A 16,605-nucleotide genomic window follows, 5' to 3' on the forward strand; every position below is an offset into this window, starting at 1 on the left:
ATCACGGGAAAGAACGGCATGGGTATCGGTGTATTGTGCGGCCTGCTGGCCGGGGCCCTGTGGGGCATCGTGTTTCTCGCGCCTGCCTACTTGGCGGCGTTCACGCCCCTGCAACTGACCGCCGGCCGCTATCTGGCCTATGGCGCCCTCTCCCTCATGCTCGCGGGCCCGCGCCTGCGCGCGCTGCTCGCCCGGCTGAGCCGGGCCGACCTGTGGGCACTGGTGCGCCACGCGCTGGCAGGCAACCTCGTGTATTACGTGCTACTGGCGTATGGCGTGCAGTATGCCGGGATCGCGCCCACTTCGCTGATCGTCGGCATGGTGCCGCTGGTGGTCACGCTGCTCGGGCGCCACGACCACGGCGCCGTACCACTGCGCCGCATGCTGGCGCCGCTGCTGCTGGTGGCGGCCGGTATTGCCTGTATCAATCTCGACACCTTCGCGCATGCCCCGGTCGACGCCTCCGCCATCGCCATCGCCGGTGGGGTGCTGTGCGCTGCGGGCGCCTTGCTGTGCTGGAGCTGGTACGCACTCGACAATGCGCGCTACCTGAAAACGAACCCGCACTTCAGCAGCGCAGAGTGGTCGGCGTTGTACGGCCTGGCCACGGGTGCGCTGTCCCTGCTGCTGGTGCCGCTCGCATTCTGGCATGCGGGCGGGCTGGACACCGGCGCCCGCGACTGGACGGCGTTCTGGGCCTGTAACGCCCTGCTGGCGCTGGGCGCCTCCGTCATCGGCAACCATTTCTGGAACGTGGCCAGCCGACGCGTGCCCGTGACACTGGGAGGTCAGCTGATTCTGTTCGAGACACTCTTCGCACTGTTATATGGGTGCATCTACCGGGGCGCTGCGCCCCGTCCGCTCGAACTGGCAGCGATCGCGCTGCTGATCGCAGGCGTGGCCTGGTCCGTGCGGCTGCATGGGGGCGTGGAAGATGACCAAATCTTCACACCGCCGCGTGAGCACCATTGACAAGCTGGCCACGAACAGCTGTCCACCGTTGCGTGTAAGTACCATTTTTGTTCAATTAACCTGGCGAGACTTTTTCCCGTAGTAATGTACTGCTAGACTCTCGGGCGTGGAATTGCGCAGCGCAATAAAATTTGCCACAAAGAACAATATTGGACCTGCCCTGCTCATGACGGGCACGCATCGGTCCTATCGGGAGTCGTCTACATGAAAGCAACACCAGTCCGCCTGGCGCGCACACTGCTGGCCGCGGCCGTATCGGGTATCGTCTGCAACATCGCCGCCGCGCAAACTGCCCCCGTCGAGCAACACGACATTGCCGTACCAGAAGTCGTCATTACCGCCCTGCGCACCGAATCGCTGGCGTCGCGCACCCCGCTCGCCATCAACGTGCTGTCGGGCGAACAGCTGCGCGACCTGGGCGCCGACAGTGCCGGCACGCTTGGCCCACGGCTGCCCAATGTGTACATGGAACAGGCCTTTTCCGGCCTGCGCCTTTCGATCCGCGGCATCAGCAACAGCGACACCACCGACAAGGGTGACCCGTCGACCGCCTTCATGCTCGACGGCATCTATATTGCGCGGCCCGCTGGCCAGAGCGGCAACTTCCTCGACATCGACCGCATCGAAGTCTTGCGCGGCCCGCAAGGCACGCTGTACGGGCGCAACACGACCGCCGGTCTGGTCAACGTGATCTCGAATGCACCGACCGACCGCTTCGAGGGCGCACTGGGGTTCGAAACCGGCACCTATCACCGGCGCAAGGTCGACGGCGTCGTCAACGTGCCGGTAGGCGACATGCTGTCGCTGCGCGCTGCCGTGAGCAAATTGCAGCATGATCCCTACCTGAACAATGGCCAGGGCACGCTGCTCCGGCCCGGCATGGACCAGGACGACACCGACGCGCGCCTGAGCGCGAAGCTGCAACTGGGGCGCGACGCGACGCTGGTACTGCGTTACGACCATGGCAAGGCCGAAGGCAATAACGACCGCTTCGTGCCGGACACGAACTTTTTCACCGGTGTGGCCAGTGGCAAGCCGGTCTACCGCGACAGCACCACCGACGCACGCCTGACCAACAGCTTCCGCCCGCCGAACATGACCCCGGTGCAGGGCTGGCAAGACCGCGTGGCCCAGGGCTGGTCCGCCGACCTGCGCTGGAACCTCGGCCCCGCCACGCTGTATTACCTGGGCGGGCACCGCACGCTGGACCAGGAACTGCGGCAGAACTACTATTACCGCGTGACCCCGCGCATTGCGCTTGGCGTCATCAACAACTACGACAGCCATAACGCGCAGGATTCGCACGAACTGCGCCTTGCCACCAACGGCGCCGGAGCGCTCAGTGCTCAGGGCGGCCTGTACTACTTCAGCGAAACGTCCGACACCTCGTATGCGTTTCAGGGCCTGCAAGCGGTCGGCCTGCCGCCGTACTATGCGTTTCCGCTCGTGACCGAAGCGCGCAGCCGCGCCGTGTTCGGCCAGCTGACCTGGCGCGTGGCCGATGGCCTGCGCCTGACCGCCGGCGCGCGCCGCACCGAAGACGACAAGGACCGCGTCGGCTCGACCGATTTCCGCCAGGGCCCCGTATTCAACGCTGCCACCGACCGGCGCCTGCTCAACGCGGCCGAGCTGAACACGGCGCGCACGACCTGGCGACTGGGCCTTGACTACGACCTGCTGCCCACGACACTGCTGTACGGCAGCCTGTCCACCGGCTACAAGGCGGGGGGCTTCAACGATGGCTGCATTGCCGGCAGCACCGCACTGGGCATTGCGTGCCCGGCGGCGGTCGCGGTGTCGGAAAGCGCGCTGTACTACCAGCCGGAAGAACTGCGCGCCTACGAAGCCGGCGTCAAGTCGCGTCTGTGGGGCGGGCGCGTCACCATCAACGCCGCCGCCTTCGTGTACGACTATACGAACCTGCAGCTGAGCGGAACGGCCATCGTCGCGGGCGCCCCGCGCATCCTGACCGGCAATGCCGGCGTCGCCCGCTCGCGCGGTCTGGAACTCGACGGCGAGATCCGCGTCGGCAGCCACGGGCGCCTGAGCTACAGCGCGACCGCGCTCGATGCCCACTACGTGTCGTACAACCCGACCCCTGCCATCTCGTGGGCCGGCCGCAAGCTCGATCGCGCGCCGAGCCATGTCTACACGCTCGGCTACGAACACCGTTTCGGCATGTTCGGCGGCCAGCTGCATGCGGGCGTGTTCGCGCGCCGCAGCGCCGACTATGTGATCACGATCCCGAGCCAGCTGCTCGAGTACCGGATTCCGGCACACACGACCACCGACGCCACGCTGCGCTACGCCCCGCCTGGTAGCGCCTGGAGCCTGCTGGCGCGCGTGCGCAATCTGGAAAACGCGGTGCGTCCGTCGCTCATCGACAGCTTCGGCATGGCCACGCCGACGGCGCCGCGCACGGCCGACCTGCGCCTCGATCTGCGCTTTTGATCAGTGCCAGGGTCGGGCTCCGGCCCGGCCCCCGATCCACTCACGCCACAAGGACACCCATGGACCGCATCGCGCATGACCTGCTTTCTCCCTCACTGCGCGCCGACCCGCCCGCCGACGACACCGTCGCGCGGATGCTGGCCGGCGCCGACGGTCCGGCCGAACTGTCAGAGCGCATCGCGGCGATCAACCGTGAGCTGGCGCGCTGGCAGACCAATCGGGCGCTGGCGTGCTGGCAGCCCGGGCCCGATCTCGATCCCCGCGCAGCCGGTGCGCTGCTTGATTACCTGGCAGCGTGCCAGCAGCTGCCGGCGTGGGCCGACCCGGCCGCCATTGCGCGCGCAGAAACCCTGTTCATGGACATGAGCATGCTCTCCTGCACGCTGCTGTTCTGCGCCAGCCTGCCCGAATGCTATGTGCTGCCCGACCTGTCGGCAGTGCTGCACGCGGCCGGCCAGCTCGAGGCGCATACCGATTACCGGGTCCGCTCCACCGCGGCGATGATCTTCCCCGTCATGCTGGCAGGTGGCCTGACGACGCCCGGGGGCGGCGGCGTGGCCCAGGCGCTCAAGGTGCGCCTGATTCACGCCACCATCCGTCACCTGATCCTGCGCGGCGCGCCGCGTGATGCGCTGGGCGGCGCACCCGTGCCGCCACTGGCGCCTGCCGGCGGCGGCATGTATCACACACTGTATGCGCACGGCTGGGACACCTCCGTGAACGGCCTGCCGTGCAACCAGGAAGAACTGGCCTATACGCTTCTCACGTTCAGTTACGTGTTCGTGCGCGGCCTGCGCACGCTGCGCCTGGCGCTCGCGCCGCAGGATGAAGAAGCCTATCTGCACACGTGGAACGTGCTGGGCCACGTGCTGGGGATCGAGCGCAGCCTGATGGCAGAAACCATGGCGCAGGCGCAGCACGACTTCGAGGCCATGCAGGCACGCGGACGTGCGCTGGTGCGAACGCCCGATCCCCGTCCGCTGCTGGCGGCGGACCTGATGAAGGCCATGGAAAACGAGATCCCGATCCGGCTCCTGAAACCCATCCCGACGCTGCTCACGCGTTTGCTGTGCAAAGGTGACGCTACGCGCGACCTGGGCCTGGATGCGCGCGTGCCGCTGCTGGCGCGGGCGGTGTTCGCGCTTGGCCTCGGGGCCGTGCGCTGCGTCGACGCCGTGGCGCGCGTATTCCTGCCTGGGTTTTCGATCAGCCGCATGCTCACTCGCGCGCTGGGGCAGCGCCTGGTGACGCACTTCCTGCTCGACCAGACACGCCCGCTGCGCCTGCCCGATGCGCTGCTCAATGAGGTGAACGACGCCACGACCACCTGGCGCACGGATCCGGCCGCACCGCGCTGGTTGCGCCGGGTGGAGGCGCGCCTGGCCGGACGTGCTCCGCAACCATGATCTGCCTGGGCGGCGTCATGCGCAGAACATCGGCCGTGCAAAATAGTTACATCGAAGAATCACAATACTGTTGCTTGTAGAAATGACCTGCTAGACTGTCAATATCATAACTTCTGCCTGCCGAATGCATGCGCGCAGACCGCAGTTCTCATAAAAAGTTTGCGACCTGCACCAATGAATTCGATCATGACACCCTCGCCAACCGTGCTGTCCCGCCTTGCTGCAGGTCTGGGCGGCGCCGCGCTGCTGACGCTGTTGCTGCGCGGCTGGAACGCCGAGACCCACTTGCTGGTGATCAGCTCGGTGCTGATGTTCGTGGCCTGCCTGGCCAGCGCGGCGCGCGTGCTTGGCCCCCGCGCCGCGCTGCAACTGGCCGTGATCGCGCTGCCGGTTGGCTGGTTTGCCGAAGAAATGGGTGCAAACTATGGCTGGTTCTTCGGCAGTTACGATTACACGCCAGTCCTCGGCCCGCAACTGGGCAGCGTCCCGATGGTCATTCCGCTGATGTGGTTTGCCCTGTGCTACACGGGCTACGTGATGGCCAACCTGATCGTCTGGCAGGTCCCCGCTGACGGCGCCACATCGGTCCGCCGCAGCATCGTCATGGCGTTCCTCGCGGCGCTGATCGTGACGGCGTACGACCTGGGCGTGGACCCGTACATGGTCTACAAGCTCAAGGCCTGGATCATGGTGGAGCGCGATGGCGGGTGGTTCGGCGAAACCCTGCAGGGCTTTGCGGGCTGGATGCTGGTGGCCTTCAGCATCATTTTCGTGTTTCGCCTGATCGTGCGCCGGTCAGCACCGTCGTCGGCGCCGCCAGCGCGCATGCGCGACGTGCTGGTCCCGCTGGGCCTGTACGGCGCCCTGATGCTGTTCGAAGCCACCCAGGGCGTGCCGGTCGAAACCCGTGCCATTGCCCTGTTCGTGATGGGCACGCCGCTATGTTGCGCCGCGTGCGGGCTGTATCGCTGGCAGCTGGCGGCGAGGGCCGCCGCATGAAGACCGATACAACGAGCGATACAACGGGCGAAACCAAAGGCAGCCTGCGCGCGCGCGTGGCGACGTTTGCGTGCCTGATGGCGCTGCTCGTACTGGGCATGCTGGGCGCAGCGCCTGCCATGGCGCAGACCTTGCAGCTTACGCGCGATGCCGAGGTGGTCGATGCCTGGCCAGCCGTGACGACCCTGGCCGATCCCGCCAACGCGCTCGATGCGCGCGCCGCACTGGCGGCCGGCGCACGCTTTGCACGACCGGCGAGCGCTGACGCGAGCCTGGGCATGCAGCCCGGCACGACCTGGGTCCAAATCCCGATCGCGGTCGCGCCTGACGCCACCAATGGCTGGGTGATGCAGATCGATTTCGCGCTGCTCGACGAGATCGACGTGTGGGTGCGGTTCCCGGATGGCTTGCGCAACATCGGCAGCATCGGACGCATGCAGCCACAATCGGGCGACGCGCTCAAGGGCCGCGTGCCGGGCGTGGTGCTGCGCCTGACTCCGGGCACCAGCTATACCGTGCTGCTGCGCGTGAAGACGGTCGGGCCCAAAATCCTGCCGATCACCTTCATGCAGCCCGATGCCGTACTGCCGGCAGAACTGGGCGAACAACTGATGCAGGGCCTTCTGCTGGGTTTGCGTTGCACGCTGATCCTGTACGCGCTGGGCCAGTGGTATGCGCTGCGCGAGCCGCTGTTCGGCAAGTACGCGCTGCAGGCCACCGGCGTCACGCTGTACTCGGCCGCCTGGTTCGGCACGGCCGGCCAGTATCTGTGGCCCGGCAACGCCTGGCTGCTCGAACACGGCACCGGGCTGGCCTCGATCATGGCCTCGTGCGGCGCCTACCTGTTCGTCGAGCAATCGCTCGCGCGGCCTGGCCAGGACCGCATCTTCAGCCGCATGATGAAGACGCTCGCCGCGCTGTGCCTGGTCACTGCGATCGGCTTCGCCACCGGCATCATCAGCCACCGCTACCTGGTGCTGATCGTCGGCACGCTGGGCATCATGCCGATGCTGCTGGGCCTGCCCGGTGCCTACCGGCGCGCCCGCGCCGGCGACGCGGTCGGGATCTACTTCCTGGTCGGCTGGGCCGTGGCATTCGCGGCCGCCTTGGTCACCGCGCAGCTCATCAATGGCAAGCTCCCGGCGAACTTCTGGACCATGCACGCGCTGGTATTCGGCAGCACGTTCGACATGCTGGTGTTCATGCGCATCCTGGCGCTGCGCACCGAGGCAATGCAGCAGGCGATGCTGCGCGCCGAAGCCAGCACGCGCATGAAGTCGGAGTTTTTGGCGAATATGAGCCATGAAATCCGCACGCCGATGAATGCCATCATCGGCATGAGCCGGCTGGCCATGATGAGCGAGCCGGCGCCCATGCTGCGCAATTACCTGGGCAAGATCCTCGGCGCGAGCGAACACCTGATGGGGATCATCAACGACATCCTCGACTTTTCGCGCATCGAAGCTGGCAAGCTGCACCTGGAAGCGGTGCCGTTCGACCTCGATGACATGCTCGAACATCTGTCGAGCCTGACCGGCGTGAAGACCGATGCCAAGGGGATCGAACTGATCTTCCGGGTCGGCCCTGGCGTGCCGCAACGTCTGGTGGGCGATCCGCTGCGCCTGGGCCAGGTCCTGATCAACCTCACTGGCAACGCCGTCAAGTTCACCGAGCGCGGTGAAATCGTGGTGGCCGTCGAAGCGCGGCACGTCGACGACGGCAAGGTCGTACTGGCGTTTACGGTGAGCGACACCGGCATCGGCATGACGCCCGAGCAGCTGGCGCGCCTGTTCGTCTCGTTCAGCCAGGCCGATAGCTCGACCACCCGCAAGTACGGTGGCACCGGACTGGGATTGTCGATCTCGCGCCAGCTGGTCGAGATGATGGGCGGCGATATTACGGCGCGCAGTACGCCGAACGTCGGCAGCAGCTTCACCTTCACCGTGCAACTGGGGATCGGGGATGGCTATGCCGCCGCCAGTGCGGTGCGCAAGGCGCTGCTGCTGGACGTGCGCGCGCTGGTGGTCGACGACAGCGCCACCGCGCGCAGCGCGCTGGCCGAAATGCTCGAAGGTTTGGGCGTGCAGGCCGATACGGCTGCCTCGGGCGAAGAATGCCTGCTGCTGCTGGAACGCGCCGCGCGCAATGCCACGCCATACCAGATCGTGCTGATGGATTACCTGATGCCGGGCCTGGATGGCATGCAGACGATCCACCGCATCCGCCTGCATGCGGACGAACAGGGCGAGACGACGCCTACGCCGGCAATCCTGATGATCTCGGCCTGCACGCGCGAGACCGTCATGCACGAGCAAGGCCGGGGCGACCTGCCGATCGACGCCTTCCTGCACAAGCCGGTCGGCCCGGCGCTGCTGTACCACAGCCTGCTGCAGGTGCTGCACCCGCAGCTGGGCGCCCCCGACACGATCAACAGCTACCTGCCGGCGCTGGCCGACCTGCCGCGCCTGGACGGCGCGCGTATCCTGCTGGCCGAGGACAACGACAACAACCGCGAAGTTGCCCTCGATTTCATGGCCGCTGCGCGCATGCAGGTCGACGTCGCGTTCAATGGGGTTGAGGCAGTGCGCATGGCGCAGGCCGGCGACTACGATCTGGTCCTGATGGACATCCAGATGCCCGAGATGGACGGCCTGGCGGCAACCCGCGCCATCCGGCTCGACCCGCGCCTGCGCGAGCTGCCGGTCGTGGCCATGACGGCGCACGCGCTGGCCAGCGACCGCGCCCTGAGCCGCCTGGCGGGCATGAACGACCACGTCACCAAGCCGATCGACCCCGACCTGCTGTTCTGCACGCTGCTGAAATGGATCGACCCGGTACGCCTGGCCGGGCGACCGTTGCCACAGGCCGTGCGGCCTGCGGTGGCCGCGGGCGGGCGTCCGGCGGGCGGCCCGCTGCCGGCGGTGCCGGGCATCGACTGGCGCATGGCGCTGGAGAATGTCGATGGCCAGCGCAGCCGCCTGGAAAAGCGCGCCGGCAGTTTCATCCGCGAATATGCGAGCGCCCCGCAGATCCTGCGCGAAGCGCTGCAGGCAGGCGACCACGCGCGTCTGCAGTCGCTGGCGCACAACCTGAAGTCGAGCGCCGCCTACGTGGGCGCCTTTGAGCTCAGCAGCGCCGCCGCACGCCTGGAACAGGATCTGCGCGCCGGCCAGTTCGAGCGCGTCGGCGTCCAGGTGCCGGCCCTCGTGAGCGCGGCCGACACGGTGCTGTCCGGCCTGGCGCAGATGGCGGCGCTGGCGTTGCCGAAAGCCGGCGATCCGGAAGCGTTGTCGATGGTCATCGCGCGCCTGGACGGCTACCTGCGCAGCGACGATGCACGCGCCGAGGATGCCCTGGCGCAGCTCGCGTCGCTGCTGGGCGCAGGCAGATACAGCGATTCGGTCGCCGAATCACTGGACGCCGTGCAGCGCGCGGTCACCGAGATCGAGTACGCTGCCGCGCTGGGGCCGCTGGCAGCCCTGAGCGCGCAACTCGATCTCAGTCTGGAAGGTAGTCAATGAATATCGATCAGTCACAGAAAGTGCTGGTGGCGGACGACGACGCCATCAACCGCGAGGTGCTGGGCGAACTGCTCAAGCCCGATTACACGGTGCTGCTGGCCCGCAACGGCGCCCAGACACTGGAGCGCGCCGCGCGCCACCTGCCCGACCTGATTCTGCTCGACGTGATGATGCCGGACATGGATGGTTACGAAGTGCTGCGCCGGCTGCGCGGCGAACCTCTGACCGCGCATATCGCGATCATCTTCATCTCCGGCCTGGACCGGCCCGAAGACGAGGCCAATGGTCTGAAAATGGGCGCATCGGACTACATCGTCAAACCGTTCAACCAGACGGTCGTGATGGCGCGCGTGGCGCTGCACCTGCAGGTCGTGCGTCAGCGCCGGATGCTCGAGCGTCTCGCGAACATCGACGGCCTGACCGAACTGGCCAACCGGCGCCGCTTCGACGAACTGTATGACCAGGAATGGCAGCGCGCCCGCCAGAGCGGGCAACCGCTGTCGCTGGCGCTGCTCGATATCGATGCGTTCAAACAGTTCAATGACCGCTACGGGCATCCAGCAGGCGACCGCGCACTGCGCGCGGTGGCGCGCGCCGCCGACGCAGCGATGCAACGCCCCGGTGAGCTGGCGGCGCGTTATGGCGGCGAAGAGTTGTTGCTCCTGATGCCCGACACCGATGCCCAGTCGGCGCACGCTGTGGCCGAAGCACTGCGCGCCGCGATTGCTGGCCTGGCAATTGCGCACGAAGCGTCGAGTGTCGCGCCGGTGCTGACGGTGAGCGTCGGCGGCGCCACGCTGGACCCGGCCGGCGCCGAACAGCAGTTCGAGCTGTTCGAAGCGGCCGACGCCCAGCTGTATCGCGCCAAGCAGGCCGGGCGCGATCAGGTGTGGTGGCGCGTCGGCAACTGACCGTCAGGCAATCGCAGAAGCACCCGCCTCAGGTCTTGTTTCCCGATTTGAAGGTCACGACGCGATACAGGTACCAGCCGAGCAGGCCGAACAGTACCGCCTTGGAGACCGGATCGACATACTGCGCGACGCGCTCGTACTGGCTCTCCAGCGCGTAACCGGCACCGGTCAGGATACCGGTCCAGATCAGCGAACCGATCGTCGAGAACAGCAAAAACTGCCCCATCGACATCTTGGCCAGGCCGGCCGGTACCGAAATCAGGGTGCGGATCGCCGGAATCAGGCGCCCCAGCAGCACCACCTTCTTGCCATGCTTTTCGAACGCAGCCATCGCATGTTCGATGTCGCCATGCGTCACCGTCATCCAGCGCGCGTGCTTGTCGGCAAAGGCTTCCAGCCGTTCCTTGCCGTACACCCGGCCCGCGTAATACCACGGCAGCGCACCGGCCACCGAGCCAGCCGTGCCAGCCACCAGCACGCCAATCACGTTCAGGTCACCGCGCGCGGCAACGAAACCGGCAAACGGCATGATCAATTCTGACGGAATCGGGGGGAAGATATTTTCCAGTGCCATCAGGGCGAACACGCCCAGATAGCCGCTTTTCTGCATGAACTCGGTGATGAACTCGAACACGGGACGCACTCCATATGATTTGGCAGCCTCCACGATAACAACTTTCAAAAAACACATCTGTTCTGCTGCGCACGCAGGTCGGCACCAACGGCGGCATGCGATGTTCGCGTCCGGGGGTTGGTGATACCGGCGCTTGTCGCTACCATGTCCGGATACCGATCCCAGGATGCCCACTTGCTCAAACTCAGCCTCGACGCCCTCCAGATCATCGACACCATCGCCCGTCGCGGCTCGTTCGCCGGCGCGGCCAAGGAACTGTTTCGCGTGCCGTCCACCATCTCGTACACCGTCGCCAAGCTGGAAGACGACCTGGGCGTGCGCCTGTTCGACCGCTTTGGGCCGAAGGTCACGCTCACGCCGGCCGGTCAGGCGCTGCTCAAGGAAGGCCGCTACCTGCTGCGCGCCGCCGGCGACCTGGAGTCGCGCGTGCGGCGCGTGGCCTCGGGTTGGGAAACCGACTTCGCCATCGGCATGGATTCGGTGCTGGGCGCGGGTGGCCTGCAACCGGACATTGAAGACTTTTACAAGGTGGCCGACCACACGCGCCTGCGCATCGTGCGCGAGTCGCTGGGTGGCACCTGGGACGCCCTGCTCGACCGCCGCGTCGACCTGCTCGTGGGCGCCGCCGGCGACGGGCCGTCGGGCGGCGGCTATACGGCCGAACCGATCGGCACGAGCAGCTTCGTGTTTGCCGTCGCGCCGCACCATCCGCTGGCCGCCATCGTCCATCCGCTCGACAAGGCCGATCTGCTGCCGTACCGGGCGATCACGGTGTCGGATTCGGCGCGCGTGCTGGGCGCGCGCACGGTGGGCATCCTGTTCGGGCAGGCCACGCTGGCCGTGCCCGACATGCGCACCAAGTACGAGTTCCAGGTGCAGGGGCTGGGCTTTGGCTTCCTGCCCGAGACCTGGGCCCGGCCGGCCATCGCGCGCGGTCAGCTCATCGAAAAACAGGTGGTCGAACCCAAGCCCGATGAAACCTTTTATCTGGCCTGGCGCAGCACCGAGGATGGCGCGGCCCTGACCTGGTGGATCGACCGGATGCGCACGCACTCACCGTTCGCGCGCATGGCCGTCAATCCCTGTCCGGTCGTGTGAACTGAACGGAAAGCCGCCCCCAAGGCGGGGGCGGTTTGCTGTTGTAACGCGTGACAGGATTACTGCGGCAGATCGAAGACCAGTACTTCGGCTGCATCGGCCTGACCCAGCGTCACCGCCGGTTCGCCGGTCACCTTCAGCGCGTCGCCGCCGCTCAGCGCCACGCCGTTGACGGTAATCTGGCCGTGAATCACGTGGACATATGCCTGGCGGCCGGCAGCCAGCGTGTGCGTTGCCGCATCGGCGCCGTTGAAGATCCCGGCGTGGATCGACGCATCCTGACGGATCGACACCGAACCATCGCGGCCATCGTTCGAGGCCACCACGCGCAGCTTGCCGGTCTTCGAGGCCGCGTCGAAATGCTTTTCTTCGTAGCGCGGTTCGGCGCCGATCTCGTTCGGCTCGATCCAGATCTGCAAAAAGTGCACGCCTTCGGTGGTCGAGCCGTTGAATTCACTGTGCACCACGCCCGTACCGGCGCTCATGACCTGCACGTCGCCATAGCGCAGCACCGAGCCGTTGCCCATGCTGTCCTTGTGCGCCAGGGCGCCTTCGAGCACGTACGAAATGATCTCCATATTGCGGTGACCATGCGAATCGAACCCGCGGCCCGCCTCCACATGGTCATCGTTGATGACGCGCAGCGGGCCACAACCCATGTGCTTCGGATCGTGGTAATGGCCGAACGAAAACGAATGCTGCGAATTCAGCCAGCCAAAACTGGCGCCACCGCGCTCATTGCTTTTACGGACGTTCAACATCGTGTGCTCCTTTCGTGATGGGATGATCGAGTTGCTCGAATCTGTCTGCCGTCGCCGGCATCCGTCGATTGTCGCCTTGTTCTCGATACGATGATGTCATTATGCCTGCCCCTGCCAGCGTTGAAAAACGAGTTATCTGCACGCCTATCGTCGATATTTTCGATGATCGCACAGCCGCTTCACGCTGGCCCGCCTGCGCGAGGCCGGCTTGCCGATCCTGGTGGTGTGCAGTTGCGCGGATGGGCGCCGCATGCCGGCCGACTTGCCGGGGCCGTGCGATGCGCTGTTGTGGAAAGCGATGCCGGGCTACGATTTTTCGGCCTGTACGCTGGCGCTGCGCCATCTGCGCCATCTAAGCCACCCCTCGCCGGGCGCCGACGTCATCGTCATGAACGATTCGGTATTCGGGCCGTTCACACCGCTGCGCCCCGTGCTGGAGATCAGCCGCTGGGACCTGACCGGGTTCACGGCGTCGAACGAACTGACCAACCATGTGCAGTCGTATGCGTTTTGCCTGCGCGGCGTCACGCTGGCACGCATGGCGCGCGTGGCTGCCCGCGCAATGATGGTCGGCGCGCTGTGGGTCAGCGACGCCACCCGTGTCCTCAACCCTACCCTCGTGAACCGATAGAACTGCTCGATGCCGGCTTCCCGTTCCTCAAGCGGGCCTTGCTGACCAAGAGCAGCAACTACATCGAGCGCGATGTCGTGCTCGAGGGGCTGGCCCGCCACGGCCACCCGCTCGACGTCCGAGAGCCGCGATCAGAACTTCACGGCTGCGCGCGCGTAGTAGTAACCGCCATTGATCCCGTACGGCGAAAAGCCCGGGTAGATCGTCACTGCACCGTTGTCCAGATTGGCGCGCTGCTCGGCCAGGGTCAACGGATTGACCTTGTCCGGATACTCGTTGAACAGATTGTTCGCGCCCAGCGACACGCTCCATGCCTTGCTGATCTGATAGCTCACTTCCAGGTCGGTCAAGAGGCTCGCCTTGATCCGGTTTTCGCGATACACCGCGCCGTCGGTCGAGAACTGCTCGGACGACTTGCCGAAGTAGTTCTCGCGCAGGTTCACGCTCCAGTCGCCGATGCGCCACAAGCCGCCCAGATTCAACCGCACCTTGGGCGAGGCGGTTTCCAGATGCGAGATCGCGGTGGCGTCGAGCAGTGTCTGCGCGCCCAGCTGCGTCGGCGCCTGGTTGATCTTGATCACCTCGACCTTGTTGTAGTTGGCCGCCGCCGACCAGTCCACGCGGCCGTACGCGCCGTAGTTGCTGCTCAGGGTGGCCACCACTTCAGCGCCGCGGCTGCGGGTATTGACCGCGTTGGTGAAGATATTGATACCGGTTTGCACGACGGTCGGATCGAGCACATTGCCGTTGGCCAGGATCGCAGCCGTGACGGCCGGCGAGTTGATGGCGCTGCCGGAACCGTACAGCGAGCCGCTGCCGACGATGCGGTCGCGGATCGTGATCTGGTAGGCATCAAACGTGACGGCCACGCCGCTGGCAGGATTGAGCACCAGGCCGGCGCTGATATTGGTCGACGCTTCCGGCTTCAGGCCGTCGATGCCCACCAGGCGCGCGCCCGGCGAATTCGGGGCCAGCTGCACGAAGGCGCTGCGCGGCGACACGTTCGTGGCCGAGTAGAACGACTCGGCCAGCGTCGGCGCGCGAAAGCCGTTGCTGTACGTCGCCCGCACGGCCACGTCCGGCGTGAAGTCGTAGCGGCTGGTGAGCTTGCCGACCTTGGCGTTGCCGAAGTCGCTGAAATCCTCGAAACGGCCGGCGATGTCGACCGTCCAGCCGGCGACGGGCTGCACAGCGATATTCGCATAGACCGCCTTGTTGTTGCGGCTGTGTTTTCCAGCATCGGTCAGCGAGAAGCCCGGGAACGACTGCGCACCTTCCTTGTAGCGCGATGCGGCGTCTCCCGCGACGATCGCGTAGGTGTCGCGGCGGTGTTCGAGGCCCAGCGCCAGCGTCAGCGGCGTGGCCATGCCAGTGTCGAACTCGCGCCGCAGGTCGAGGTTGTTGGTCCACTGGCTGGCCTGGAATTGCCCGGCCTTGAAGGACAGCGGCGTCGCGCCCGTATCGGCAAACAGCGAGATATTGGCCGAAGTGGCCACGCCCAGCTTGGCCACGTCCTTGCCGTAGGTGCTGGATAAATCCCAGTTCCAGTTGCCGAACACCTTGCCCTGGATGCCGAACGTGAACGCATAGTCTTCCTCGTCGAACGTCTCCTGCGGGCTGAAACCCAGCGGATAGATGGTGGGCAGGCGGTTGGGCATGCGGTAGTTCTCGAAGGCGCGCGCTTCCTTCTTGCCGTAGGTGGCAAAGCTGTACAACTCCGTGTCGCCGCCCAGGTCGACGCCGAAATTGGCGGCAAAGATGTGCTGGCGGTACTGGGCGTCGCCCTGGATCCGGTTGAGGTATGGGTAGCCCGGCGCATTCACGAGCGATGGCATTGCGGCCATCGTGGCCGGATCGACGACGCGTGGATCGATGCCGCCGCGCTGCGAAAAGCCGTGGTACTTCGTTTCCGCCGTCAGCGACAGAAAAGCGTCGGTGAACGGCGTGAGGCCAAGATTGACCATGCCGTCGCCCGTGTGTCCGCCGCCGTCCATGTAGCCGCCGCCATTCACGTTCGCGCTGCCACCACGGTAATTCGACTTGAGGATGATGTTGATGACGCCGGCAATGGCGTCGGTACCGTACTGCGCGGCCGCGCCATCCTGCAACACTTCGACGCGCTCGATGGCGGCCACCGGAATGAAGTTCAGGTCGGCCGCGGCGCCACCCTGGAACGCGCCGGCCAGCACGGCCAGGTTGGCGGTGCCGTGGCGGCGCTTGCCGTTGACCAGCACCAGCGTATTGTTCGGGGACAGCCCGCGCAGGCGCGCCGACAGCGTCATGGCCGCCATGTCGCTGCCGAAGGCCTGGGCATTAAGGGACGGCAGGTTCTGGGCCAGCGCCTGGATCAGGTCGGGCTGGCCGGTGCGGGCCAGCGACGACGCGTCGAGCACCTGGATCGGCGAGGCGCTGTCCGCAACCGTCAGGCCGGCGGCGCGCGTACCCGTGACGATCACGACGCCGGTACCGGCGACGACGGGCGCATCAGGTGCGATGGCGGCAGCCGGCGTGTCGACAGCTGGCTCGGGCGCCTTGTCGGCGGCGTGGGCAGCCACGCCCCACGACAGCAAGGCAGCTGCGACACTGGTATGAATGATGGTCTTGTACATGGTGGATCCCTGGTTGGCGTAACGCGTTATTGGTATGGATGACGCGGCCGGGCGAGCGCCGCGCCACTTATTTCTTTGCTGCCACGACTTCGATTTCGACGAGCCAGCCGGGATTGCTCAGGCCCGCGACCTGCATCACTGCACGCGCCGGCAGGTTGGGCTGCGCGCCGCCAAAGAACTGGGTGTAGCCGGCCATGAAACCGGTGACGTCGGCCCGCCCCCCGTGCGCCGGATCGCCGACCAAAAACACCTGCATCTTGACGACGTCGCCCATGCCCAGCCCCATGCCGGCCAGGATCTCCCTGATCTTCTGCAGGACACCGACCGTCTGCGTTTTGGTGTCACCAAAGGCTGCGATGGTGTCTGCACCAGCCGCCTTGTCGACGACGGGCGGCACCTGACCGCTGATGAAGTGAATGGTGACGCCGGGCGGCACCGACACCGCCAGGGCGATGGGGAAATCCGAGTTCGGGATCTTGTGGCGCACGATGTCCGTGGCTGCGGCGCTGGCGATGGCGGGCGCCAGCAGCAGCGCGGCGGCCAGGCAGGTGGTGGAACGGAAAGCAGCGAGTGTCATCGGATCGTCTTTCGTGAGCGTGGAAAAAGAAAACT

The 16,605-nt window shown here is 66.1% G+C and carries 12 protein-coding genes; 8 read left to right on the forward strand and 4 right to left on the reverse strand.

Features of this window, described 5'->3' with window-relative positions:
• Positions 1 to 18 precede the first annotated feature (18 nt).
• From AC56LH_RS08420 to AC56LH_RS08445, 6 genes are all read left to right on the forward strand, one after another.
• Entirely contained in the window at positions 19 to 972 is a 954-nt protein-coding gene (locus AC56LH_RS08420) for a DMT family transporter (protein ID WP_499645526.1), read from the forward strand.
• A 204-nt stretch (positions 973 to 1,176) separates the two neighbouring features.
• Positions 1,177 to 3,423 (forward strand): TonB-dependent receptor, encoded by a 2,247-nt coding sequence (locus tag AC56LH_RS08425; RefSeq protein WP_499645527.1) that lies wholly within the window; start codon positions 1,177 to 1,179, stop codon positions 3,421 to 3,423.
• A 59-nt stretch (positions 3,424 to 3,482) separates the two neighbouring features.
• Entirely contained in the window at positions 3,483 to 4,829 is a 1,347-nt protein-coding gene (locus AC56LH_RS08430; RefSeq protein ID WP_499645528.1) for an oxygenase MpaB family protein, read from the forward strand.
• Positions 4,830 to 5,015: 186 nt separating this feature from the next.
• Positions 5,016 to 5,828 carry a carotenoid biosynthesis protein gene (locus tag AC56LH_RS08435; RefSeq protein ID WP_499645529.1) on the forward strand — a complete coding sequence of 271 codons (813 nt, stop codon included), beginning with the start codon at positions 5,016 to 5,018 and terminating at the stop codon, positions 5,826 to 5,828.
• Positions 5,825 to 9,349 (forward strand): hybrid sensor histidine kinase/response regulator, encoded by a 3,525-nt coding sequence (locus AC56LH_RS08440; RefSeq protein WP_499645530.1) that lies wholly within the window; start codon positions 5,825 to 5,827, stop codon positions 9,347 to 9,349. The genes AC56LH_RS08435 and AC56LH_RS08440 overlap by 4 nt, the downstream gene beginning before the upstream one ends.
• A complete protein-coding gene (locus AC56LH_RS08445) occupies positions 9,346 to 10,260 on the forward strand; it encodes a diguanylate cyclase domain-containing protein (RefSeq protein ID WP_499645531.1) in 915 nt (304 codons plus the stop codon). The genes AC56LH_RS08440 and AC56LH_RS08445 overlap by 4 nt, the downstream gene beginning before the upstream one ends.
• Positions 10,261 to 10,288: 28 nt before the next feature.
• Here AC56LH_RS08445 and AC56LH_RS08450 read toward each other — a convergent pair whose 3' ends face one another.
• The gene (locus tag AC56LH_RS08450) at positions 10,289 to 10,894 is read right to left on the reverse strand and encodes a DedA family protein (RefSeq protein WP_499645532.1); all 606 of its coding nucleotides are present in this window, start codon (positions 10,892 to 10,894) and stop codon (positions 10,289 to 10,291) included.
• A gap of 174 nt (positions 10,895 to 11,068) precedes the next feature.
• Here AC56LH_RS08450 and AC56LH_RS08455 point away from each other — a divergent pair, with 174 nt between their 5' ends.
• Entirely contained in the window at positions 11,069 to 11,992 is a 924-nt protein-coding gene (locus tag AC56LH_RS08455; protein ID WP_499645533.1) for a LysR substrate-binding domain-containing protein, read from the forward strand.
• A 59-nt stretch (positions 11,993 to 12,051) separates the two neighbouring features.
• On the opposite strand, the gene AC56LH_RS08460 is transcribed toward AC56LH_RS08455, so the two are convergent.
• Complete coding sequence (locus AC56LH_RS08460) at positions 12,052 to 12,753, reverse strand: pirin family protein (RefSeq protein WP_499645534.1); 702 nt, start codon at positions 12,751 to 12,753, stop codon at positions 12,052 to 12,054.
• Between the two features lie 250 nt (positions 12,754 to 13,003).
• Here AC56LH_RS08460 and AC56LH_RS08465 point away from each other — a divergent pair, with 250 nt between their 5' ends.
• Positions 13,004 to 13,384 (forward strand): hypothetical protein, encoded by a 381-nt coding sequence (locus AC56LH_RS08465; protein WP_499645535.1) that lies wholly within the window; start codon positions 13,004 to 13,006, stop codon positions 13,382 to 13,384.
• Positions 13,385 to 13,515: 131 nt separating this feature from the next.
• On the opposite strand, the gene AC56LH_RS08470 is transcribed toward AC56LH_RS08465, so the two are convergent.
• Positions 13,516 to 15,993: a TonB-dependent receptor plug domain-containing protein gene (locus AC56LH_RS08470; RefSeq protein WP_499645536.1), complete on the reverse strand. Its 2,478-nt coding sequence runs from the start codon at positions 15,991 to 15,993 to the stop codon at positions 13,516 to 13,518.
• A 67-nt stretch (positions 15,994 to 16,060) separates the two neighbouring features.
• The gene (locus AC56LH_RS08475) at positions 16,061 to 16,570 is read right to left on the reverse strand and encodes a RidA family protein (protein WP_499648432.1); all 510 of its coding nucleotides are present in this window, start codon (positions 16,568 to 16,570) and stop codon (positions 16,061 to 16,063) included.
• Positions 16,571 to 16,605 lie beyond the last annotated feature (35 nt).

Source organism: Telluria sp. LT1R51-2, from assembly GCF_059685775.1.